The 22529-nt window shown below is 73.5% G+C and carries 23 protein-coding genes; 15 read left to right on the top strand and 8 right to left on the bottom strand.

Annotated features, from left to right (window positions below; all coding sequences use genetic code 11):
• Window positions 1-10 precede the first annotated feature (10 nt).
• Genes pqqA through pqqE form a run of 5 tightly spaced genes read left to right on the top strand, consistent with a single transcriptional unit; the run spans window position 11 to window position 3053 of the window.
• Window positions 11-112: a pyrroloquinoline quinone precursor peptide PqqA gene (gene pqqA / locus AB0C84_RS31060; RefSeq protein WP_361073495.1), complete on the top strand. Its 102-nt coding sequence runs from the start codon at window positions 11-13 to the stop codon at window positions 110-112.
• An 11-nt stretch (window positions 113-123) separates the two neighbouring features.
• A complete protein-coding gene (locus AB0C84_RS31055) occupies window positions 124-1008 on the top strand; it encodes an MBL fold metallo-hydrolase (protein ID WP_361073493.1) in 885 nt (294 codons plus the stop codon).
• Window positions 1005-1697, top strand: a complete 693-nt coding sequence (gene pqqC, locus AB0C84_RS31050) for a pyrroloquinoline-quinone synthase PqqC (RefSeq protein ID WP_361073491.1) — start codon at window positions 1005-1007, stop codon at window positions 1695-1697. Before AB0C84_RS31055 ends, pqqC begins: the two co-directional genes overlap by 4 nt.
• Window positions 1687-1962: a pyrroloquinoline quinone biosynthesis peptide chaperone PqqD gene (gene pqqD / locus AB0C84_RS31045; RefSeq protein WP_361073489.1), complete on the top strand. Its 276-nt coding sequence runs from the start codon at window positions 1687-1689 to the stop codon at window positions 1960-1962. Before pqqC ends, pqqD begins: the two co-directional genes overlap by 11 nt.
• Entirely contained in the window at window positions 1959-3053 is a 1095-nt protein-coding gene (pqqE, locus tag AB0C84_RS31040) for a pyrroloquinoline quinone biosynthesis protein PqqE (RefSeq protein ID WP_361073487.1), read from the top strand. The genes pqqD and pqqE overlap by 4 nt, the downstream gene beginning before the upstream one ends.
• On the opposite strand, the gene AB0C84_RS31035 is transcribed toward pqqE, so the two are convergent.
• Genes AB0C84_RS31035 through pdhA form a run of 3 tightly spaced genes read right to left on the bottom strand, consistent with a single transcriptional unit; the run spans window position 3040 to window position 6534 of the window.
• A complete protein-coding gene (locus AB0C84_RS31035; RefSeq protein ID WP_361073485.1) occupies window positions 3040-4413 on the bottom strand; it encodes a dihydrolipoamide acetyltransferase family protein in 1374 nt (457 codons plus the stop codon). The genes pqqE and AB0C84_RS31035 overlap by 14 nt on opposite strands.
• On the bottom strand, window positions 4410-5426 hold the full coding sequence (locus tag AB0C84_RS31030) for an alpha-ketoacid dehydrogenase subunit beta (protein WP_361073483.1): 1017 nt from the start codon (window positions 5424-5426) through the stop codon (window positions 4410-4412). Before AB0C84_RS31030 ends, AB0C84_RS31035 begins: the two co-directional genes overlap by 4 nt.
• A 1-nt stretch (window position 5427) precedes the next feature.
• Complete coding sequence (pdhA, locus tag AB0C84_RS31025) at window positions 5428-6534, bottom strand: pyruvate dehydrogenase (acetyl-transferring) E1 component subunit alpha (RefSeq protein ID WP_361073481.1); 1107 nt, start codon at window positions 6532-6534, stop codon at window positions 5428-5430.
• A gap of 120 nt (window positions 6535-6654) precedes the next feature.
• Here pdhA and AB0C84_RS31020 point away from each other — a divergent pair, with 120 nt between their 5' ends.
• The 6 genes from AB0C84_RS31020 to paaE all read left to right on the top strand — a co-directional run bounded on the left by AB0C84_RS31020 (window position 6655) and on the right by paaE (window position 11025).
• A complete protein-coding gene (locus AB0C84_RS31020; protein ID WP_258942281.1) occupies window positions 6655-7164 on the top strand; it encodes an Lrp/AsnC family transcriptional regulator in 510 nt (169 codons plus the stop codon).
• A gap of 130 nt (window positions 7165-7294) precedes the next feature.
• Window positions 7295-8263, top strand: coding sequence for a 1,2-phenylacetyl-CoA epoxidase subunit PaaA (paaA, locus tag AB0C84_RS31015; RefSeq protein WP_361073479.1), 969 nt, complete (start codon window positions 7295-7297; stop codon window positions 8261-8263).
• Entirely contained in the window at window positions 8260-8541 is a 282-nt protein-coding gene (gene paaB, locus AB0C84_RS31010; protein ID WP_179847576.1) for a 1,2-phenylacetyl-CoA epoxidase subunit PaaB, read from the top strand. Before paaA ends, paaB begins: the two co-directional genes overlap by 4 nt.
• An 8-nt stretch (window positions 8542-8549) precedes the next feature.
• Window positions 8550-9467: a 1,2-phenylacetyl-CoA epoxidase subunit PaaC gene (paaC, locus tag AB0C84_RS31005; RefSeq protein WP_361073477.1), complete on the top strand. Its 918-nt coding sequence runs from the start codon at window positions 8550-8552 to the stop codon at window positions 9465-9467.
• On the top strand, window positions 9464-9964 hold the full coding sequence (gene paaD, locus AB0C84_RS31000; protein WP_361073475.1) for a 1,2-phenylacetyl-CoA epoxidase subunit PaaD: 501 nt from the start codon (window positions 9464-9466) through the stop codon (window positions 9962-9964). Before paaC ends, paaD begins: the two co-directional genes overlap by 4 nt.
• 2 nt (window positions 9965-9966) lie before the next feature.
• The gene (paaE, locus tag AB0C84_RS30995) at window positions 9967-11025 is read left to right on the top strand and encodes a 1,2-phenylacetyl-CoA epoxidase subunit PaaE (protein ID WP_361073473.1); all 1059 of its coding nucleotides are present in this window, start codon (window positions 9967-9969) and stop codon (window positions 11023-11025) included.
• Window positions 11026-11030: 5 nt separating this feature from the next.
• Here the strand turns inward: paaE and AB0C84_RS30990 are convergent, their stop codons facing one another.
• The gene (locus tag AB0C84_RS30990) at window positions 11031-11660 is read right to left on the bottom strand and encodes a TetR/AcrR family transcriptional regulator (RefSeq protein ID WP_361073471.1); all 630 of its coding nucleotides are present in this window, start codon (window positions 11658-11660) and stop codon (window positions 11031-11033) included.
• A gap of 590 nt (window positions 11661-12250) precedes the next feature.
• Between AB0C84_RS30990 and AB0C84_RS30985 the strand changes: the two genes are divergently transcribed.
• Both AB0C84_RS30985 and AB0C84_RS30980 read left to right on the top strand, forming a co-directional pair.
• The gene (locus AB0C84_RS30985; RefSeq protein WP_361073469.1) at window positions 12251-13624 is read left to right on the top strand and encodes an OFA family MFS transporter; all 1374 of its coding nucleotides are present in this window, start codon (window positions 12251-12253) and stop codon (window positions 13622-13624) included.
• A 22-nt stretch (window positions 13625-13646) separates the two neighbouring features.
• Window positions 13647-13793 (top strand): hypothetical protein, encoded by a 147-nt coding sequence (locus AB0C84_RS30980; protein WP_179847581.1) that lies wholly within the window; start codon window positions 13647-13649, stop codon window positions 13791-13793.
• Here the strand turns inward: AB0C84_RS30980 and AB0C84_RS30975 are convergent.
• The gene (locus tag AB0C84_RS30975) at window positions 13762-15210 is read right to left on the bottom strand and encodes a PLP-dependent aminotransferase family protein (protein ID WP_361073467.1); all 1449 of its coding nucleotides are present in this window, start codon (window positions 15208-15210) and stop codon (window positions 13762-13764) included. The genes AB0C84_RS30980 and AB0C84_RS30975 overlap by 32 nt on opposite strands.
• A gap of 80 nt (window positions 15211-15290) precedes the next feature.
• Between AB0C84_RS30975 and AB0C84_RS30970 the strand changes: the two genes are divergently transcribed.
• The gene (locus AB0C84_RS30970; protein WP_361073465.1) at window positions 15291-16586 is read left to right on the top strand and encodes an FAD-binding oxidoreductase; all 1296 of its coding nucleotides are present in this window, start codon (window positions 15291-15293) and stop codon (window positions 16584-16586) included.
• A 396-nt stretch (window positions 16587-16982) separates the two neighbouring features.
• A complete protein-coding gene (locus tag AB0C84_RS30965; protein WP_179847584.1) occupies window positions 16983-17306 on the top strand; it encodes an Lsr2 family protein in 324 nt (107 codons plus the stop codon).
• Window positions 17307-17342: 36 nt separating this feature from the next.
• Here AB0C84_RS30965 and AB0C84_RS30960 read toward each other — a convergent pair whose 3' ends face one another.
• The 3 genes from AB0C84_RS30960 to AB0C84_RS30950 form a co-directional block, all read right to left on the bottom strand.
• Window positions 17343-17918, bottom strand: coding sequence for a helix-turn-helix transcriptional regulator (locus AB0C84_RS30960; protein ID WP_179847585.1), 576 nt, complete (start codon window positions 17916-17918; stop codon window positions 17343-17345).
• 145 nt (window positions 17919-18063) lie between these two features.
• Window positions 18064-21021 (bottom strand): BTAD domain-containing putative transcriptional regulator, encoded by a 2958-nt coding sequence (locus tag AB0C84_RS30955; RefSeq protein WP_361073463.1) that lies wholly within the window; start codon window positions 21019-21021, stop codon window positions 18064-18066.
• Window positions 21022-21151: 130 nt separating this feature from the next.
• The gene (locus tag AB0C84_RS30950) at window positions 21152-22435 is read right to left on the bottom strand and encodes an MFS transporter (protein ID WP_361073461.1); all 1284 of its coding nucleotides are present in this window, start codon (window positions 22433-22435) and stop codon (window positions 21152-21154) included.
• Between the last annotated feature and the right edge of the window lie 94 nt (window positions 22436-22529).

Genomic DNA, 22529 nt, shown 5'->3' with positions numbered 1-22529 from the left:
AGGAGAGGCCATGACCGGCTCCCAGGACCGGGCGGCCCTCTGGGTCAGGCCCGACTACGAGATCATCGAGACCTCGCTGGAGGTCACGGCGTATCTCACCGCCGAAAGCTGAGAACGGCTCCTATGCGGTTGCGGATTCTCGGCACCGCGGCGGGCGGCGGCGTTCCCCAGTGGAACTGCGGATGCACCGGGTGCGCCGCCGCCCGCGCCCGCCCCGCGCTGCGCCGCCGGCACGCCTGCGTCGCGGTCGAGGCCGGCGGCGGGCGGTGGCTCCTGGTCAACGCGACGCCGGACGTCGCCGCCCAGATCGAGGCCGCCGCCGAGCTGTGCCCGGACCCGGGGTCGCGGCGCAGCCCGGTGGCGGGCGTGGCCCTCACCGACGCCGAGTTCGACCACGTCCTCGGGCTGCCCGTTCTGCGGGAGGCGCCGAGCCTGCACGTCCTCGCCACCGCCCCGGTCCGGCACGCCCTCTCCCGCGGCCTCCGCCTGGACGACGTCCTCGCCCCCTATGCGGGCGTGACGTGGTCGGAGCTCGCGGAGGATGAGCCCACCGTCTTCGGCGCGCTGGAGGTGCGGGCCGTCCGCGTCTCGGGGAAGCGGCCCCGCTACGCCGCGGACCTCGACGCCCCCGGCGACGCGTGGTCGGCGGCGCTGCGCGTCACCGACCGCCAGGAGGGCGGGACCGTCGTCTACGCGCCCTGCCTGGCCGCCTGGCCCTCCTCGCTCGACGACGCGCTGGCCGGGGCGGACTGCGTGTTCCTCGACGGCACCTTCTGGGACGACGAGGAGCCCCGGCGCTCCGGCTGCTCCGACCGGACCGCCACGGGAATGGGGCACCTGCCCATCACCGCCACGCGCGGGCCGTTCGCCGAGCTGCCCGCCGCGCACCGCCTCTACACCCACCTGAACAACACCAACCCGCTGGTCGACCCGGACGCGGACGGGCACCGCGCGCTGGCCGCCCTCGGCATCGAGGTCGCCGCGGAGGGCGCGGTGATCGACCTGTGAACCTCGAAGACCGGCTGCGCGCGCTCGCGGCCGAGCGCTACCACCACCGGCACCCGTTCAACGTCCGGATGCACGAGGGCCTGCTCTCCCCGGCCGAACTGCGCCGGTGGGTGCTCAACCGGTTCCACTACCAGCGCCGCATCCCCGTGAAGGACGCGTATGTCCTCGCCAAGCTCGGCAGCCGCGACCTGCGGCGGAGCTGGATCCGCCGCATCCACGACCACGACGGCCGTCCCGGGGAGGACGGCGGGATCGAGCGGTGGCTGCGCCTCGGAGCGGCCGTCGGCCTGGACCGGGCGGCGCTGCTGTCGGGCGAGGGCGTCCTGCCGGGCGTGCGGTTCGCGGTCGACGCCTACGTGGGCTTCTGCCGCGACGGCTCGCGCCTGGAGGCCGTCGCGTCCTCGCTGACCGAGCTGTTCGCGCCCGAGCTGATGGCGACCAGGATCGACGCCTGGGAGCGCCACTACCCGTGGGTCGAGCCCGAGGGGCTGCGCTACTTCCGCGCGCGGGTGTCGCAGGGGCGTCGCGACTCCGCCGAGGCGCTCGCCCTCGTCCGGCAATGGGCGCGTACTCCCGAGGACGAGGAGAGGGTGCTGGCCGCGCTCGCCTTCAAGTGCGACGTCCTCTGGTCGCTGCTGGACGCGGTCGAGCACGCGTCCGCCGCCGAGGAGCCCTCCGATGTCGGCTGACCGGGCGGAGGGGGAGTGGCGGCCCGTCCTCGCGCGCTCCGTCGTCCTCAGGCACGACGCGGTCCGCGGCGCCGACCTGCTGCTCATGCCCGAGCGGGCGGTGCGGCTCAGCGCGACCGGCGGCCGCGTCCTGCGGCTCTGCGACGGCCGCCGGACGGTCGCGGACATCATCGCCGCGCTGGGGAAGAGCTTTCCGGACGCGCCGCTGGCCGACGACGTCCCCGAGTTCCTCGACCGCGTGCGGGCGGAAGGATGGCTGCGATGACCGGTGCGCCCGCCCCCTGGGCCCTCCTCGCCGAGCTCACCCACGCCTGCCCGCTGCACTGCCCCTACTGCTCCAACCCCCTCGAACTCGTCCGGCGGGACGCCGAACTCGGCACCGCCGACTGGGCCCGCGTCTTCGCCGAGGCGGCGGGCATCGGGGTCGTCCAGGCGCACCTGTCGGGCGGCGAGCCGTTGCTGCGCCGCGACCTCCCGGAGATCACCCGGGCCGCGCACCGCGCGGGCGTCCACACCCAGCTCGTCACGAGCGGCCTCGGCCTGACCGCGCCCCGCCTGGACGGCCTGGTCCGCGCCGGGCTGGACGGCGTGCAGCTCTCCGTCCAGGACGCGCGCCGGGTGCCGTCCGACCTCATCGCCGGGCGGACCTCCTACCGGGCCAAGGAACGCGCCGCCGGGGTCATCGCCGCCGCCGGGCTCCCGTTCGGGCTGAACGTCGTCCTGCACCGGCACAACCTCGACCGCCTCCCCGAGATCCTCGACCTCGCCGCCGCCTGGGGCGCCGACCGGATCGAGCTGGCCAACACCCAGTTCTACGGGTGGGCGCTGCGCAACCGCGCGGCGCTGCTGCCCGCGCGCGACCAGCTCGACCGGGCCAGGGCCGTCGTCGCCGAGCGGCGGGAACGGCCCGGCCCAGAGATCATCTGGGTGCTGCCGGACTACTACGAGGGCGTCCCGAAACCCTGCATGGGCGGATGGGGCGCGCGCTCCATCACGGTCGGCCCGGACGGGACCGCGCTGCCGTGCCCGGCCGCGTACGCCCTGCCGGACCTGGAGCCGCCGAACGTCCGCGACCACCCGCTGGGGTGGATCTGGGCGGACTCGCCCGCCTTCAACGCCTACCGGGGGACCGGCTGGATGACCGGCCCGTGCCGGGAATGCCCCCGCCGCGACACCGACTTCGGCGGCTGCCGCTGCCAGGCGCACGCCCTCACCGGGGACGCCGCCCGCACCGACCCCGCCTGCTCGCTCTCGCCCGACCACCACCTGGTGCGGGACCTGGCCGACGCCGCCGGCGACGGGCCCGGGAGCGACTTCGCCTACCGGCGTCCGCCGCCCGCCGTCACAGGTTCGTGAGCAGGACGGCGGGGTTCTCCACGCAGTCGGCCACGAACCGCAGGAACCCGCCCGCCGCGCCGCCGTCGCAGACCCGGTGGTCGAACGTCAGCGAGAGCTGCGTCATCTTGCGCGGCACGACCGCGCCGTCCACGACCCAGGGACGGTCGATGACGCGGCCCACGCCGAGCAGCGCCGCCTCGGGATGGTTGATGATCGGGGTGGAGCCGTCCACGCCGAACACGCCGTAGTTGTTGAGGGTGAACGTGCCGCCGGTCAGCGCCTCGGGCGGCAGCCCGCCCGAGCGCGCGAGGCCGGTGAGCCTGGCCAGCTCCGCGGCGATCTGCGCGGTCGTCATCAGGTGCGCGTCCCGCACCACGGGCACGACGAGGCCGCGGTCGGTCTGCGCGGCGAAGCCGAGGTTGACGTGCCCGTACCGGACGATCTCCTGCCGGTCGGCGTCGACCGAGGAGTTCAGCTCGGGGAACTCCCGCAGAGCGGCCACGCAGACGCGGGCCAGCAGGGCCAGCAGCCCGACGCCGAGTTCGGGCCGGGTGCGCCGGAGGGCGTCCTTGGCCTCGACCAGGGCGGTGGCGTCGGCGTCCACCCAGGTCGTCGCGTCCGGGATCTCGCTGCGGCTGTGGGTGAGCTTGTCGGCCACCGCTCGGCGGATCCCCCGCAGCGGGATCCGCTCGGGCATCGGATGGGCTGCGGGCACCGGCGTCCCGGCGGGCGTGCCGGCGGGTGTGCCGGTGGTGGCGATGGCCTGCTCGACGTCGCGGCGCAGGATCACGCCGCGCGGGCCGGTGGCGGCGACGGCGGCGAGGTCGAGGCCGTGCTCGCGCGCGATCCTGCGGACCAGCGGAGAGATCACGCGCGGGGCGCCCGCGCGGCGGGGCTCCGGCGCGGGCGCGACGGGAGCGGCCGCTACTGGAGCGGCCGCTACTGGAGCGGGGGCCACCGCCGGGGCCTTCGGGCCGCCCGCGCGGCGCCGTCCGCGCCGTCCCGGCCCGTGCCCGGTGCCGTAGCCGATCAGGACGTTGCCGGACCCGGCCTGCTCCTCCTCGCGGTAGCGGGCCGCGTCCGGATGCGCGTCCGGGACGGGCCGCACGTCCGGGGCGGCCGCCGACTCCGCGGGGCCGACCTCGATGAGCGGCTCGCCGACCGCGAGGACCGCGCCCGCCTCCGCGTGCAGCCGCAGGACGGTTCCCGCGTAGGGGACGGGCACCTCCACGGCCGCCTTGGCGGTCTCGACCTCCACCACGACCTGGTCGACCTCGACGGTGTCGCCCGCGGCGACCTTCCATTCGACGATCTCGGCCTCGGTCAGGCCCTCGCCGAGGTCGGGCAGGCGGAACACCTGCCGGGTGGCGGCGGTCACGAGGCCTCCCTGTCCAGGTGCAGGACGTCGGGGACGTCGTCGAACTGGAGCCGGTCGACGGCGTCCAGGACGCGGTCGGCGTCCGGCAGGTGCGAGTGCTCCAGCTTCGGCGGCGGGTAGGGGATGTCGAACCCGGAGACGCGCAGCACGGGCGCGGCCAGCGAGTGGAAGCAGCGCTCCTGCACGCGGGCCGCGATCTCCGCTCCGACGCCCGCGAAGCCCTGCGCCTCCTGGACGACCACGCAGCGGCCCGTCTTGCGGACCGAGGCGGTCACCGTCCCGTCGTCGAACGGGACGATGGTGCGCAGGTCCACCACCTCCAGGTCGCGTCCCTCCCGCGCGGCGGCCTCGGCGGCCTCCAGCGCCACCGGGACGCTCGGCCCGTAGGCGACGAGCGTCGCGTCCCGCCCCTCGCGGCGCACCACGGCCCGCCCGAACCCGGCGGCGCGCCGGTTCTCGCGGGTGATGTCGCCCTTGGCCCAGTACAGCCGCTTGGGCTCCATGAAGATGACCGGGTCGGGGTCGGTGACGGCGTCGCGCAGCAGCCAGTACGCGTCGTCGGCGGTGGCGGGCGTGACGACCTTCAGGCCCGGCGTGTGCGCGTAGTAGGCCTCGCTGGAGTCGCAGTGGTGCTCGACGCCGCCGATGCCGCCCGCGTAGGGGATGCGGATCACCATCGGCAGCGACAGGCGGCCGCGGGTGCGGTTGCGGAACTTGGCCACGTGCGAGGCGATCTGCTCGAAGGCCGGGTAGGCGAAGGCGTCGAACTGCATCTCCACCACGGGGCGGAAGCCGCCCATCGCCATGCCCACGGCCAGGCCGACGATCCCGGCCTCGGCGAGCGGGGTGTCGAAGCAGCGGTCCTCGCCGAAGTCGCGGGTCAGCCCGTCGGTGATGCGGAAGACCCCGCCGAGCGGCCCCACGTCCTCGCCGAAGACCAGCACCCGCTCGTCCTCGGCCAGCGCGTCCCGCAGCGCGGCGTTCAGCGCCTGCGCCATCGTCGTCGCGGGCATGTCAGTCCTCCCCGGGGAGCATCTCGGACGCCAGCAGGGCGCGCTGCTCGCGCAGCTGTGGCGTGGGTTCGGCGAAGACGTGGTCGAACAGCTCGAACGGGTCGGCCTCCGGGTCGGCGGCCATCCGGTCGCGCAGGCGCGCCGCGTACTCCTCGGCGGCCTCCCGCGCGGACGCGACGTCCTCCTCCGAGAGCAGGCCGCGGCCGCGCAGGTGGGTCTCCAGCCGCGCGAGGGGGTCGGCCGCCTCCCACCGCGCGACCTCCTCGTCCTCGCGGTACCGGGAGGCGTCGTCGGCGTTGGTGTGGGAGTCCATGCGGTAGGTGTGCGCCTCGACCAGGTACGGGCCGCCGCCGGAGCGGGCGTGCTCGACGGCGGCGGTCAGGACCGACAGCACCGCGACGAGGTCGTTGCCGTCGACCTGCTCGGACCGGACGCCGTACCCGACCCCCTTGTAGGCCAGCGCGGGCGCGGCGGTCTGCTTGGCCAGCGGCACGGAGATCGCGTACTTGTTGTTCTGGACGAAGAAGACCACGGGCGCGCGCAGGACCCCGGCGTAGTTGAGCGCCTCGTGGAAGTCGCCCTCGCTGGTCCCGCCGTCGCCGACGAACGCCATCACCACGCCGTCCTCGCCCTTGCGGCGCAGGGCGTCGGCCATGCCGACGGCGTGGACCGTCTGGGTGGCCAGCGGCGTGCACTGGGGCGCGACGCGCGTGGCGGCCGGGTCGTAGCCGCAGTGCCAGCCGCCGCGCAGCAGCGTGAGGACCTCGACGGGGTCCATCCCGCGCGCGACGAGCGCCACCGAGTCGCGGTACGTGGGGAACAGCCAGTCGTTCTCGCGCAGCGCGAGCACCCCGGCGATCTGGCAGGCCTCCTGCCCGCGGCTGGACGGGTAGACCGCCAGCCGGCCCTGCTTGGTCAGCGCGGTGGCCTGCCGGTCGAACCGGCGGCCGAGCACCATCCGGCGGTAGGCCTCGACCAGCGCCGCGTCCTCCGGCGCCGCGTATCCGGCCTGCGCGCCGGCGTCCGTCCCGTCCTCGGCGACGAAGCGCACCGGGACGGCGGAGGGGAGAAGGCCCTCGACCTCCTGATGAGGTGTCCGTACGGACATGGCGCCGCTCCCTTCCCGTGGACGGTTGTCGGTTCGATCGTCCGCTCGGACGACGATCTGCTCAAGACATCGGGCACAATGAGCGACAAATAGCTCGTTCAGCGGCTTTGGGGGCGCCAAATGTCATCGGACGTGGGCGGCGAGGGCGTCCGGCCCGGACGTTCTGCCGCACGGCTGGACGCCGTGGACCGCGCGATCATCGCCGAGCTGCTGCGCGACGGGCGGCTCTCGGTGCGGGCGCTGGCCGAGCGCGTGCACGTCTCGCGCGCCAACGCCTACGCGCGGCTCACCCGTCTCATGGACGAGGGCGTCATCACCGGCTTCACCGCCGAGCTCGCCCCGCACAAGGCCGGCCTCGGCACCAGCGCCTACGTCTCGGTCACGATCGAGCAGAACTCCTGGCGCTCGGTCTCCGCCCGGCTCCAGGACACCCCCTACGTCGAGCACTTCGCGATGGTCGGTGGTGACTACGACGTCCTGGCCCTGGTCAGGGCCCCGGACAACGAGGAGCTCCGGCACGTGGTGCTGGAGCGCATCCAGGACATCCCCGGCGTCCGGGCGACCCGCACCTGGCTGGTCTTCGACGAGGCGCGGGGCGGGGGAGCGCAGTGGGAGACGTGGGACGACTGAGGCCCCGGCGGGCCCGTGGGCAGGGCGTTCCGCCCTTCTTGCACGCTCGCGCGGCCTGTGTCACCCTGAATACAGACCGATCGGTCAGTAAATAGACCGAGTCCAGCCGGGACCCCGGCGGGAGGAGCCCATGACGACGCCGCAGGCCGCGCCCCAGCCGGCGCCCGCCGAGCATTTCGAGGCGACGATCGCGCGCCACGACCGGATCGAGCCGCGCGACTGGATGCCCGACGCCTACCGCAGGACGCTGGTCCGCCAGATCGCCCAGCACGCCCACTCCGAGATCATCGGGATGCAGCCCGAGGGCAACTGGATCACCCGCGCCCCCTCGCTGCGCCGCAAGGCGATCCTGCTGGCCAAGGTCCAGGACGAGGCCGGGCACGGCCTGTACCTGTACTCGGCGTGCGAGACCCTCGGCGTGTCCCGCGCCGAGCTGACGGAGATGCTCCTCACCGGCCGGCAGAAGTACTCCTCGATCTTCAACTACCCCACGCTCTCCTACGCCGACGTCGGCACGATCGGATGGCTGGTGGACGGCGCGGCGATCTGCAACCAGGTCCCGCTGTGCCGGACGTCCTACGGCCCCTACGGCCGCGCGATGATCCGCATCTGCAAGGAGGAGTCGTTCCACCAGCGGCAGGGCTACGAGCTGCTGATGACGATGATGCGGGGCACCGACGACCAGCGCCGCATGGTGCAGGAGTCGGTGGACCGGTTCTGGTGGCCCTCGCTGATGATGTTCGGCCCGCCCGACGCGAACTCGCCGAACTCCGAGCGGTCCATGGCGTGGGGCATCAAACGCAACAGCAACGACGAGCTGCGCCAGCGCTTCGTCGACATGACCGTCCCGCAGGCCGAGGCCCTCGGCGTCACACTCCCCGACCCCGGCCTGCGCTGGAACGAGGAACGCCAGGCCCACGACTTCGGCGAGCCCGACTGGTCGGAGCTGTCCGCCGTCATCAAGGGCGAGGGCCCCTGCAACGCCCAGCGGCTGGCGCACCGCCGCCGCGCCCACGAGGACGGCGCCTGGGTCCGCGAAGCCGCCACCGCCTTCGCGCGCAAGCAGGCGGCCCGAAGCGAGGAAGGAGCCGGAGCATGAGCGAATGGCCCCTCTACGAGGTGTTCGTGCGCGGCAAGCGCGGCCTCAACCACGTGCACGTCGGGTCGCTGCACGCCCCCGACGACGAGATGGCCGTCCGGCACGCGCGCGACGTGTACACGCGCCGCAACGAGGGCGTCAGCATCTGGGTGGTGAGGTCGGACGCCATCACCGCCTCCAGCCCGGACGAGAAGGACCCGCTCTTCGCCCCCAGCGGCGACAAGGTCTACCGGCACCCGACGTTCTACGACATCCCCGAGAACGTCCCCCACATGTGAAGGCCGCCATGGAAAACCAGCACGGCTCGGTGTACGACGGGCTCCTGGACGGCGACAGCTCCCAGTGGGCGTTCGGCACCGACTTCGAAGACCCGCTGGCCGGCGTCGACACGACCGTCCCGGACGGCGTCGACCCGCACGCCCTCGCGACGTACTGCCTGATGCTCGCCGACGACGCCCTCGTCCTGTCGCACCGGCTCTCCGAATGGTGCAGCAACGCGCCCGACCTCGAAGAGGACATCGCCCTCGCCAACATCGCGCTGGACCTGCTCGGCCAGGCGCGGCTCCTGCTCGCCCGCGCCGCCACCGCCGACCCGTCCACCGTCCCGGCGCTGCCGGAGGGGTCGCCGGTCCCCGCCGAGGACGCGCTCGCCTTCTTCCGGGACGCGGGCGCCTACCGCAACGTGCGCCTCGCCGAACTGCCCAACGGCGACTTCGGGCACACCATGGCCCGCGTCCTGGTGTTCGCGACCGCCCGGCTGGCGCTGTTCGAGCGGCTCACCGGCAGCCGCGACGCCGTCCTCGCCGCCGTCGCCGCCAAGGGCGTCAAGGAACTGGCCTACCACCGCGACTTCGCCGGCCGCTGGTTCCTCACCCTCGCCCAGGGCACCGAGGAGTCGCGCCGCCGCGTCCTCGCAGGGCTCGACGAAGTGTGGCGGCACCACGACGAACTGTTCCGCACCCATCCGGTGGAGCGGGCGCTCGCCGAAGCGGGCGTCGCCGTCGACCCGGCATCGACCGCCGACGACGCCGCCGCCGTGCTCGCGCAGGTCTTCACCGCGAGCGGCGTCGAACGGCCCGAGGTCCCGCAGACCGGGCTGCTCGGCGGGCGCGGCGGACGCGACGGCGTCCACACCGAAGCGCTGAGCCGCATGCTCGCCGAGACGCAGGTCGTCGCCCGCGCCCACCCGCTGGGACGGTGGTGACCGCCGTGCCCGGCACCGCCCGCGCCGTCGCCGCGTCCGTCCGGGACCCGGAAATGCCGATGCTGACCCTGGACGACCTCGGCGTGCTGCGCCGCGTCGAGGAGCACGGCTCCGCCGTCACCGTCGCGATCACCCCGACGTACTCGGGCTGCCCCGCGCTCGCCACCATGCGCGACGACCTCGTCCACCGGCTCACCGAAGCCGGATACGCCGACGTGCGCGTCGAGATCGAACTGTCCCCGCCCTGGTCCAGCGACTGGATCAGCGAGCGCGGCCGGGCCGCCCTCGCCGCCGCCGGGATCTCACCACCCGGCCCCGCCCCCGCGCCCGCCGGGCCCGTCGCGCTCACCCTGGCGCCCACCCGCCGGAGCCTGCGCTGCCCCCGATGCGGATCCGCGTCGGTCGAACTGACCTCGGAGTTCGGCTCCACCTCCTGCAAGGCGCTGTACCGCTGCACCGGCTGCCTCGAGCCGTTCGAACACGTGAAGGAGATCTAGCGGTGGCGCCAGCGACATTCCACCCACTGAAGGTCGCCGCCGTCGACCGGCTCACCGACGACTCCGCGGCGGTGACCTTCGACGTCCCGCCCGAACTCGCCGCCGACTACGCGTTCGCCGCCGGCCAGAGCCTCACGCTGCGCAGGACCATCGACGGGCGGGAGCACCGCCGGTCCTACTCGATCTGCGCCCCGGCCGGCGCCCGCCCCCGCATCGGCGTCCGCGAGATCCCCGAAGGCCTGTTCTCCTCCTGGCTCGTCCGGGAGGTCCGCCCGGGCACCGAGATCGACGTCCAGGTCCCGTCCGGCAGCCTGCGCGCCGACCCCGCCGAACCCGGACGCCACCTGCTGATCGCCGCGGGCTCCGGCATCACCCCGATGATCTCGATCGCCGCCACCGTCCTCGCCAACCCCGGCACCGAGGTGCGGCTGCTGTACGGCAACCGCACGAGCGGGACCGTGATGTTCGCCGAAGAGCTCGGCGACCTCAAGAACCGCTACGGCCCCCGGTTCCAGCTCGTCCACGTCCTCAGCCGCGAACCCCGCGACGTCGAACTGTTCTCCGGCCGCCTCGACGCCGGCCGCCTGCGCCGCCTGCTGAGCGCCGTCACCCCCGTCGACGACATCGACCACGTCTGGCTGTGCGGTCCCCTCCCCATGGTCACCGGCGCCCGCGACGTCCTCGCCGAACTCGGCGTCCCCCGCGACAAGGTGCACGTCGAGCTGTTCTACGTCGACGAACCGCCCCCCGAAGTACGGCGCGACGCCCCCGCCGCCACCGGCGAGACCAGCGACGTCACCGTCGTCCTGGACGGCCGGTCCAGCACCTCCCCGATGCCGCGCGACCAGCGCATCCTCGACTCGGCCCAGGCCACCCGCGCCGACCTGCCGTTCGCCTGCAAAGGCGGCGTCTGCGGCACCTGCCGCGCCCGCGTCACCGAAGGCGAAGTCGACATGGTCCGCAACTACGCCCTGGAACCCTCCGAAGTCGCCGCCGGATTCGTGCTCACCTGCCAATCCCACCCCGTCACCGCCGCCGTCACCGTCGACTTCGACGCCTGACCCCGTCAGGACGGCGGCGCCGCCAGCCCGTCGAACGCGATCGCGGTGATGGCGTCGGACAGGTCGTCGGCGCTCACCTCGCCACCCGGCCGATACCACTCCACCAGCGAATTCACCATGCCGAACAGCAGCCGGCTCACCAGCTCCGGCGGCACATCACCGCGCACCGCCCCCTCCGCGGCCGCCGCCCGCACCAACTCCGCCAACCGCGCATCGATCCACCGCCGCCGCCGCAACGCCTCAAGCTCCACCTCACTGTTGCCCCGCACCCGCAGCAACAGCGTCACCGCCGGCTGATGAGCCACCAGCACCCGCACACTCTCCCGCACCACCGACCGCAGCCGCTCGTACGCACTACCCCCCACCCCCTCCTGCGCCTCACGGATCACCGCCGTCAACTCATCGAGCGCCTCATCGAGAGCCAGCGCCAACAGATACGACTTGCTCGGCACATGATGGTAAATCGCCGACTTACTGAACCCGAGCTCCTCCGCGAGGTCCCCCATACTGGTCCCCTCGTAACCCCGCCGATTGAAGAGCTCAATGGCCCGCCGCAAAACCGTCGCCTGGTCATACCCCGGCCTGCCTCTTTTCAATTGCTTTTTCTCCTCCTTCGGGCCTTGAAGGCCCTCCATCGTCGATAAAGCGGGCGATCGCTGGCATCGCTCCGACTCGCCTTGCGGCTCGCTGCGCGATCAGATTCTCGCAAGCTCGAATCTGCCTTCGGACGCGATCGCTGGCTGTGTTCATGGCAGTGCCCTCCTCCTTCGGGCCCTGGGGGCCCTCCATCGTCGGGTACTGCTTGCGATCGCTGGCATCGCTTCGGCTCGCCTGGCGGCTCGCTGCGCGATCAGGTTCTTGCTTCGCTCGAACCTGCCTTCGGACGCGATCGCGGCCCTCAGGTTGCTGCGGGGTTGCTGTGGTGGCGGGGGTTGTTGGAGTAGTGGGTTGCGGCGGGTGGGCAGGTGTCGGTGAGTCGGAACACGATCGCTGGCATCGCTTCGGCTTGGTGCTCGGTCGGGGTCTTGCTTCGCTTGAGCGGGCCTCCGGGGGTTTGGATTCTTGCAGGTGGGTGGGGGGTGGTCGGGGGTTTGGGGCTTGGGGTGGGGGTTGGTTGACAGGTTGGTGGTGTGGAGGGGTGTTCATGTAGCACGTTTGTGTTTATGGTCGTCGGTGTCGGGGGTGCAGTACCTGTCCGGATACGCTCCCGAACCGGAGGCCCGCTGTGGCGCTCTCCTTCCTCGACCTGCGGCACACCGTCGCTAAACCGGGCTACAACCGCTGGCTGATTCCACCCGCCGCGCTCGCCGTGCACCTCTGCATCGGGCAGGCGTACGCCACCAGCGTCTACAAGACCGCGCTCGTCGCGCATTTCGACGCCAGCCTCACCGCGGTCGGTGTCGTCTTCTCCATCGCGATCGTGATGCTGGGCGCGTCGGCGGCCGTGATGGGGACGTGGGTCGACCGCGCCGGGCCGCGCCGGGCGATGTTCACCGCCGCCTGCTTCTGGGCGTCGGGGTTCCTGGTCGGCGCGCTCGGCATCGCCGCCGGGCAGCTCTGGCTGGTCTACCTCGGCTACGGGTTCATCGGAGGCATCGGCCTCGGCATCGGGTACATCTCGCCGGTCTCGACCTTGATCAAATGGTTTCCCGACCGGCCGGGCCTGGCGACCGGCATGGCCATCATGGGCTTCGGCGGGGGCGCGCTGGTCGCCTCGCCGCTGTCGCGACGGTTGCTCGCGCTGTACGACCCGGACGGCGACCCCGCGTCCGGGTCCGCCGTCGCCCTGCTGTTCGTCACGCTGGGCGTCGCCTACTTCCTGGTGATGATGCTCGGCGTGTTCACCGTGCGGGTCCCGCCGCCGGGATGGCGGCCCGCAGGATCCGCCCCCGCGGCGGAACGGACCGCCGCGCCGCGCGGCGTCTCGGCGGCGTCGGCGATCAGGACGCCGCAGTTCTGGCTGCTGTGGACGGTGCTGTTCTGCAACGTCACCGCCGGGATCGGGATCCTGGAGCAGGCCGGCCCCATGATCGGCGACTTCTTCCGCTCCGGCGGCTCGACCTCGGTGTCGGCGACCGAGGCCGCCGGGTTCGTCGGGCTGCTGTCGATGTTCAACATGGCCGGGCGGTTCGTCTGGTCCTCGACCTCGGACTTCGTCGGCCGCAAACCCACCTACGTGGGCTACCTCGGCGTCGGCATGGCCGCCTACGTCCTGCTCGCGCTCTTCGGGGACGCCTCGACCGCGTTCTTCGTCGCCCTCGCCGCGCTGATCATCTCCTTCTACGGCGGCGGGTTCGCCACCGTCCCCGCCTACCTGCGCGACCTGTTCGGCACCCACCAGGTCGGCGCCATCCACGGCCGCCTGCTGACCGCCTGGTCGGCGGCGGGCATCGCCGGGCCGCTGATCGTGAACCGGTTCCTGGACGCCCGCGGCGAGCCGGGCGCGCTGGTGGCCGCCGACTACCGGCCCGCCCTGTTCACCATGGTCGGCGTCCTCGCCGTCGGCTTCGCCGCGAACCTGCTCATCCGCCCGGTGGCGGAACGGCACCACGTGGCGGACGCCGGACCCCGCGTGACCGACCCCAGCCCCGCCACCTGATCCACAGCGAAGGAGGAGCGCCATGGCGTCAACGCCGGACGAGAGCCCGTCCGCGGCCCCCGACAGGGCCGTGCCGCGTCTCGTCGTCTCCTGGTCCATCGTCGGCGTCCCGCTGATCTACGGCGTGGTGGAGACGGTCAGAGCGATCCTGCCCCTCTTCGGCGGCTGACCTCGGGCTGCTGGAGGACCCCCACGAGTGCTTGCACCGCCGCCTCGAAGGCGTGGTTCGGGGGTGTCGCGTAGCCGACCACCAGGCCGTCCTGGGGCGGGAGGCGTGCGGCGGGGTGGCGGAACGTCGACAGGGCGTCGACCGCCACTCCCGCACGGGTGGCGGCTTGCAGGGTGGCGGGCTCGGTGCCGGGCGGTAGGCGCAGGACGGCGTGCAGGCCGGCGGCGACCCCCGTCGTGTGGACGTGGGGCGCGTGCTCGGCCAGTGCGGTGACGAAGCGGTCGCGGCGGGCGCGGTAGCGCTGGCGCATGCGGCGGACGTGGCGGTCGTAGGAGCCGGAGTCGAGGAAGTCGGCAAGGGTCAGCTGGTCGGTCACGCCCGCCCAGGCCTCGCGTTCGCCCTTGGCCGTGAGGACGTCGTCCACCAGGTGGCCGGGCAGGACCATCCAGCCGAGCCGGATGGCGGGGGACAGGCTCTTGCTGGCGGACCCGATGTACAGGACCCGGTCGGGGGCCAGGCCCTGCACCGCGCCCACCGGCTGGCGGTCGTAGCGGAATTCGCCGTCGTAGTCGTCTTCGATGATGAGCCCGTCCGATGCGGTGGCCCATTCCACGACTGACGTGCGCCTGCGCGAATGCAGCGGACCGCCCGTGGGGAACTGGTGCGCGGGCGTCAGCAGTACGGTGCGGTCGGTTTTGGAAAGCTCGTCGATCCGGGCTCCGTCGCCGTCGACGGTGAGTGGACGGGTGCGCGTACTGGTCTGCTTCAGAAGGGCCCGGTGAAAGGGCAGGCCGTATCCCTCGACCGCCAGGGGACCGTGCAGCACCCCGCCGCCGAACAGGAGGCGCAGGGCATGCGCGAAGCCGGAGCAGACCACGATGTGGTCGGCGTCGGTCCGCACGCCGCGCGTGCGGGCCAGGTACGCGGCGAGCGCGCGGCGCAACTCGGGACGCCCGCGCGGGTCGCCGGGCCCGAAGGCCTCGCTCGGTGCCGCGGTGACCGCCCGGCGCGCCGACGCCAGCCAGGCGGCGCGCGGAAAGGACGCGGCGTCCGGCTGGCCCTGCCGCAGGTCGTGCACCGCTCGGGGTGAAGGGTCCGCGCTGGGACGCGGCGTGGAGCGTGCCGGGGGCGGCTGCTGCGCGCCCAGCGCGACGCGCGTCCCGGAGCCCTGCCGGGCGGTCAGCCAGCCCTCGGCGACGAGTTCCGCGTAGGCGTCGGCGACGGTGTTGCGGGCCAGGCCCAGGTCGGCGGCCAGCGAGCGGTAGGGCGGCAGCCGGGTTCCCGGGGCCAGCCGCCCGGAGCGGACCGCCTCGCGCAGCGCGCGTGTCAGCGCCGCCCGGCGCCCGCCGACGTCCGGCAGGTCCAGGTGGAGGTCGGCGCCGATCCGCGCTGCCAGATTGACCCAGTTTTCCGTCATCGGATTGCACCCTACCGCCGGTCTCTTCCACCTCTAGATTCAGGTGCAGAGCCTGATCTACCTGCTGCTTCGGAGGAATGATGAACGACTTGCGTGCCGCTGTCCGTGGTCGGGTGCTGCTGCCCGGCGACGCCGGTTTCGACGCCGCGCGGCGGCCCTGGAACCTGGCCGTGGAGCAGCCGGTGGAGGCGGTCGTCGAGGCCGCCGACGCCGATGACGTCGCCGCGCTCGTCCGCTACGCCCGTTCCGCCGGGGTGGGGGTCGCCACGCAGCCCAACGGGCACGGCGCGACGGGCCGCACCGGGGGCGCGATCCTCCTGCGGACCCGGCGGCTGGACGGCCTGGAGGTCGACCCGGTGGCGCGCCGGGCCCGGGTCGGCGCCGGCGTCGCGTCGGGGCGGCTCCAGGCGGCGGCCGCGCCGCACGGCCTGACGGGGCTGCCCGGGAGCTCGCCCGTGGTCAGCATCGCCGGGGTCGCGCTCGGCGGCGGGCTGAGCTGGTTCGGCCGCGCCCACGGGTGGGTCGCCGACAGCGTCACCGCCTTCGAGATCGTCGACGGCGAGGGACGCCGCAGGCGCGTTGACGCGGACACCGACCCCGAGCTGTTCTGGGCGCTGCGCGGCGGGGGCGGCGACGTCGCCGTCGTGACGTCGCTCGACCTGGCGCTGCACCCGGCGCCGCACCTGTACGGCGGGCGGATGCTGTGGACGGCCGAGCACGCGCCCGAGGTGATGGACGCCTACCGGCAGATCACCGCCGCCGCCCCGGACGAGCTGACCGTCTGGCTGGACCTGCTGCACTTCCCCGGCGCCGATCCGATGGTCGCGGTGGACGTCACCCATCTGGGCACGGCGGACGAGGCGCGCGACCTGCTGCGTCCCCTGGACCGGCTCGCCCGGCCGCTGTCCGACGGCAGGGCGACCATGCCTGTCTCCGAGCTGGGCGCCATCACGGCCGAGCCCACCGACCCCGGCGCCGGCCTCTCGCGGGCCGAACTGCTCACGGATCTGGACGACGGCGCGGCCAAGGCACTGCTGGCCGATCCCATAGCCCCATTGCTGAGCGTGCAGATTCGGCATCTGGAGGGCGCTTTCGCTCGCCGGTCCGACAGTCCGCACGGCCCGCTAACCGAGCCGTACGCGCTGTACATGTTCGGCATCCCGACGACCCCGGCGACCGCCGATGCAGTCGCGGGAAAGCAGAGCGCCTTCGCCGGCGCGCTCCCTATCAGCGGCCGCAAGCCCTTCACGTTCCTCAACCCCGACGAGACCGCCGCGAACGCATTCACTCCGGAGGCGCTGGCCCGCCTCCGCCGTATCAAGACCCGCCACGACCCGCACAACACCTTCCGCAGTAACTTCCCCGCCAATCTCTGAAACCCGTAGCCGAAGCCCGCACCCCCTCACGCGCCGACCTCAGCCCGCACCGCGACCACGCGACGACCTGGGGGACCCGCGATCGCGTCCGAAGGCAGATTCGAGCGAAGCAAAAATCTGATCGCGCAGCGAGCCGCCAAGGCGAGACGGAGCGATGCCAGCGATCGCAAGCAGTGCCCGACGATGGAGGGCCGCCAGGCCCGAAGGAGGAGGGCACTGCAATCAACACAGCAGGGCCGCCAGGCCCGAAGGAGGAGAGCACTGCAATAAACACACCTGCAATAAATACCCCAAGGGAGGGTTCGAATTGCAGTTTCGGTGACCTGGCCTGTTGCCCGGCGGCCTAGTATGAACGCGGGACCGTCATTCGTCACCGTACGAGGGGGAAGGCAATTCATGGCGCAGCAGGTCAAGGTTCACCTGGTCGACGACATCAGCGGCGGGGATGCGGTGGAAACCGTGTCGTTCTCGCTGGACGGTAAGTCCTATGAGATCGACCTGAACAAGAAGAACGCCGCCAAACTGCGCAAGGTCATCGAGCCTTACCGGGAGCACGCGCGCAAGGCGCGCCGGGTCGCGGCGAGGGGCGCCGCGCGCACGGCGGGCAGCCGCGAGCGCAGCGCCGAGATCCGCCGGTGGGCGAGGTCGGCGGGGATTCCGGTCAACGACCGCGGGCGCATTCCCGCCGACGTGATCCAGAAGTTCGAGTCCGCGCACTGACCCGGCGCTCAGGGAGGCGCCGGGGCGGGTGCCGGGTCAGACCAGGTCGGTCGCGGCCAGGCAGATGCCGAGTTCCAGGCGGCTGCGCGCGCCGAGCTGCTGCATCGCGTCGTGCACCTGGCGCTGGACGGTGCGCGGCGAGATCTTCAGGGCGTTGGCGGCCGCCTGGTCGGTCATGCCCGCGGCCAGTTTGCGCAGGACGTTGAGCTGGAGTTCGCTCATCGGCCGCGCCTGGACGGGGGCGATGGGGAACGCCTGCTCCCAGTGGCTCTCGAAGAGGGCGACCAGCCGGTCGATCTCGGCGGGCTGGACGATCGCGGGAGCGAGGTAGGGGCCGTTGCGCCTGACCAGGGCGGTGCGGCGGTCGACCACGAGGAGGAAGGCCGGCAGGGTGCCGCCGAGCCGGATCTCGGACGGTCCCTGCCCGGTGGCCGCCTGGAGGCGGCAGGAGCGGGAGACGACGATGCGGGAGCGGGGGCGGGTGGTGGTGCGGCGGCGCAGGTAGGCGTTCCGCAGTGGGGCCGGCCATGCCGGGACGAGCGAGAGGATCTCGTGCCGGGCCGTCGCGAGCAGATGTACGACCTGCTTTTGATCATGTACCGAAAGGTGCATGCGTACCCTCGTTCGATCGGTGTGCGTATCACCAACTTCGGCATTGCCTGCGGGCGGGGGTGCAATGCGTCTTCGACGCTATAACCGCGGCCCTTACCGGACGCTAACCGGCGCCGCGCCCCCTTTGTCGTTATTGCCTACTGGTTTAATGGGAAACTTTTCCCGTCAGGTCGTCGGCCTCCGCCCGCACGGCCGCGGCGGCGTCGTGGTCGCCCGCGGCGGCGTAGGCGTCGCCGAGGCGGCGCAGCGTCCGCGCGAGGAACGGGAGCCAGCCCCGGGTGCGCCAGACGTCCACGGACTCCTCCAGGCAGTCGACGGCGGCGGCGGTGTCGCCCGCGGCCAGGTTCAGCTCGCCGAGGACGGCGAGGGCGTCGGCGAGGTGGTGCCCGAAGTTGCCCGCCCGGCTATAGGCGAGGGCGAGGTCGGCGGTGGGCCTGGCCCGCACGTCCCCGATCGCGGTGAACAGCCTCGCGAGGTAGACGAGGGAGAACGTCTCCAGGTAGCGGTCGTCCAGCTCGCGGGCCATCGTGATCGACCGGTTGAGCATGTCCTGCCCGGTGCCGAGGTCGCCCGCGAAGGCGTGGCCCACCCCGAGGAACTGGACGACCGTGGCCTTGAGCCGGGCGTTGCCGAGCCGCTCGGCGATCTCCAGGGCGCGCTCCAGGCAGGGCAGGGCGCGCAGCGGGTCCTCCTCGCCGTGCGCCACCGCCTGGACCTGGAGCGCCCGCGCCTGCCCGCCCAGGTAGCCGGACGGCTCGGCGAGCCGCAGGGCCCGCGTCGCCGTGGCGAGGGCCTCCTCCTTGGCGCCCTGGGCGACCAGGCCCCAGCTGATCTGGATGAGGGCGTCGGCCATGCCGCGGTCGTCGCCCAGCTCGGTGAACAGCCGCAGTAGCCGTTCCGCCGTCTCCCGCATCACCACCATCGCGGGCTTGGTCCGGCCCTCCGACGTCCAGGTGATGACCTCCAGGAGCCCCCGCAGCAGGACGGCCTCGCCCCGCTTGTTGCGCGCCGCCCGGCAGAGCCGCAGCGCCCGCTCGTGGGTGTGCCTCCAGTCGTCGTAGGCCCCCCGGATGTCGCAGAACTTCTCCAGGGAGGCGGCGAGGTCCCAGGCCAGCTCGTCGAGCTTGAGGTCGCACGCCTGCCGGGCCGCGGCCGTCAGCGCCGGCAGTTCGGCGGCGAACCACTGGAGCGGGTCGGCGAGCAGGCGCGCGGCGGTGGCGGGGGAGAGGGGCCAGCGCGGCGCGGTCCCGTGCATGGAGGCGTAGGCCGGGCCGGGGATGCGCTCGGCCGCGTTCTCGGCGAGCCACAGCCAGGCCCCGAGGGCCCGGGCGAGGGCGGCGGTGCGCTGGCGGGGGGCGTCCTCCGCCTCCGCGCACTCGCGCGCGTACAGCCGGATGAGCTCGTGCATGCGGTGCCGCAGTCCGCCGGTGGCGTCGGTGCCGGCCACGTTGACGAGCTGGGCGTCGATGAGCCGCTCCAGGTGCGGGCGGGCCTCGTTCAGCGGGACGCCGAGGAGCGCGGCGACCGTCCACAGGGTGAAGTCCGGTGCGTCCAGCAGCCCGATCATCCGGAACGCCCGCCGGGTCGCGGGCGGCAGCGGCCGGTAGCTCATCCGGAAGCTCGCCCGGACCGCCAGGTCGCCGACCGACAGTTCGTCGAGCCGGCCGCGCTCGTCGCGCAGCACCTCGGCGAGGTGGGCCAGGGTCCAGTTCGGGCGCCCGGCCAGCCGCCCCGCGGCGATCCGGACGGCCAGCGGGATGTGCCCGCACAGCCGCACGATCTCCACCGCGCCCTCGGGCTCGGCCGCGACGCGGCGCGGGCCGATGACGCGGGTGAGCAGGTCGACGGCCTGCGGCGGCGACAGGACCTCCAGGTCCAGCAGCGTCGCGCCCTCCAGCCCGGTGAGGCGGTTGCGGCTGGTGACGAGCACGGCCGTGCCGGGGGAGCCCGGTAACAGGGGCCGCACCTGCTCCTCGTTGAGGGCCCCGTCGAGGACGAGGAGCACCCTGCGCCCGGCGACCCGGCTGCGGAACAGCGCGGCGCGCTCCGCCGGGGCCGGCGGGACGCCCGAGCCGCTCACCCCGAGTGCGCGCAGGAACCGGTCGAGGACCTCCGAAGGCTCGGGCCGGGTGTCGGCGTCGCCGTTCAGGTTCGCGTAGAGCTGGCCGTCGGGGAACGCGTCGGTGAGCAGGTGCGCCACGTGCACGGCGAGGGCCGTCTTGCCGATGCCGCCCATGCCCGCGATCGTGGTGACAGCCACCGTCCGGGCCCGCCCGTTCGCCGGGCGCGTCAGGCTCTCGGCGATGAGCGCCGCCTCGTCGGAGCGGCCGGTGAAGTCGGGGATGCCGGGCGGCAGCTGCGCCGGGACCGGGACGGCGGCGCGGGAGACGGCGTCCGGCTCCGGCAGGGCGGCGAACGGCCGGTCGCGGTCGAGGACGCGCAGGTAGGCGTCCTGGACCTGGCTGCTCGGCTCGACGCCGAGCTCGTCGGCGAGCCGCTCGCCGAGCCGCCGGTACACGTTCAGCGCCTCGGCGGGCTGCCCGCCGGCGGCGAGCAGGTCGATGAGGGCCGCGTGCAGCGGCTCGTCGAAGGGCAGGTCGCCGGCGAGGGCGCGCACGGCGGCGATCGCGGGCTCGGGGTCGCCGACGTGCTGCGCCGCGGACGCCAGGTCCATCACCGCCTCGCGCACGTGCTGCTCGACCGAGCGCAGCAGGACGTCGGCGCGGTCGAGGTACTCCATCCCCGTGAGGACGGGTCCGCGCCGCAGCCGCAGGGCGGACACGAGCACGGCGGTGCGACGCTCCGGGTCCTCCACCGCGCGGGCCCGTTCGATCAGCGCCCGGAAGCGGTGCAGGTCGAGGTCGTCGCCGGGGACCGCCAGGCGGTAGCCGTCCTCGTAGTCGATCGACGGCCCGCCCCCGCAGAGCTGCCGGAGCCACTTGCGCAGCCGGGAGATCCCGACGTGCACCGACTCCCGGCTCGTCATCTCGGCGCGGTCGGCCCACACCAGCCGCGTGAGCCGCTCGGTCCGCAGGGGCTCGCCCTGGGCCAGCAGCAGCGCTCCGAGCAGCCCCTGCAGGACATGGGACCTCGGCGGCGGCACGTCGGTCCCCCCGGCGCTCACCGAAAGCCGGCCCAGCACCCTGAACGCCGGTGCCGGGCGGCTCGCGTCCTGTCTCGTTTCGTCGATGGGACACCTGCCCTCGATCGGTGAGCGGTCTCGGCGGACGAGGTCAGCGGACGGATCTGACCGGCCGGATGGCCAGGCCGCCGGCGACGGCGAGGCCGGCGCCGGCCGTGAAGAGCGCGGAGAAGCCGCCCGCGAGCAGCGTCCCGGCGGCCACGAGCGGCGCCGCGGCGACCGCGCCGCTGCCCGCCGCGGTGATCAGGCCGAGGTCCTTGGCACGGTCCCGGTCGCGGGGCAGCACCTCGGTGACCAGGGCCTGGTCGATGGCGAGGTAGACGCCGTGCCCGGCGCCGAGGACGGCCGCCGACGCCAGCGCCGCCGGCCAGAGGGGGACCAGCGCCATGCAGGTCAGCGACCCGGCCATGAGGAGGGAGGCGACGATGACGAACGGTTTGCGCCGTCCCGTGCGGTCGGATCGGCGCCCTGCGAGGAGGCTCGCGGCGACGACCCCCGCGGTGTAGAGCAGGCTGAGCAGCGCGACGCCCCCGGCGGGATCGTCCACGCGCACCTCGTCGCGCAGGAAGTAGAGCAGGTACAGCGTGGCGAGGGAGATCGACAGCTGGGTGAGGAACCGCCCTGACAGCGTCCAGGCGAAGTCGGGGTGGCGCCGCGGGCTGACGTACAGGCCGGCCGCGAAGGCCTTGGGCGACCGGCGCGGGGGGCGCGGTCCGGAGGCCGGGAGGGCGGGCCCGTCAAGCCGCCCGTCAAGGCCGGGCGAGTGCTCCTGGAGCAGGACGTACGGGAGGGCCAGCGTGATCGTCAGCCCGCCCATGAGCGCGTAACCGGCCCAGGTGGGGATCGCCGAGACGAGCATCGTCCCGACGACGAGCCCGACCGGCATCGCGAGCCCCGCGATGCCGGAGACCAGGCCGCGCCGGGCCACCGGGACGCGGTCGGGGATCGCGGCGCACAGCGCCGCGCACATCGCGTTCGCGGCGCCGTGCACGAGGACCCAGCACACGCCGACGCCGGCCACCGACGTCTGGAACGGCAGCGCGAACAGGGCCGCGGAGCAGACCAGGGCGGAGCCGAGCACCCAGGGCCGCCGCCTCCCCAGGCGCGAGGCGGTGCGGTCCGACAGGGCGCCGGCGACGGGGGAGGAGACGATGGCGGCGCCGGCGCCGAGGGCGGTGATCAGGCCGAGGTGCCAGACCTGGCGGGACGGGTCGAGCGCCGCGAGTTGGGCGGGCAGCAGGATCTGCGCCGCGGCCAGCAGCCCGGCCCACATGGCGAGCGTCGCCAGGAAATAGGCGATGATCCAATGGCGGGGGACGGTGTCGGCGGGCGCCGGGCGGGCAGGGGCGGATCCTTGTTTATAGGAGATCTCCATTTGAGCTGACGGCCCTCGCATCGCGTCGTCTGTGAACGGGAGCTCAAACGCACCGATTCGAAGCGTTTGCAATCCTTGCTCGGACGTCTCTTTG

Origin of the sequence: Actinomadura sp. NPDC048955, from assembly GCF_040649435.1 — a bacterium.
GTDB lineage: Bacteria > Actinomycetota > Actinomycetes > Streptosporangiales > Streptosporangiaceae > Spirillospora > Spirillospora luteofluorescens.
This window is presented reverse-complemented; position numbering and strand designations above follow the sequence as displayed.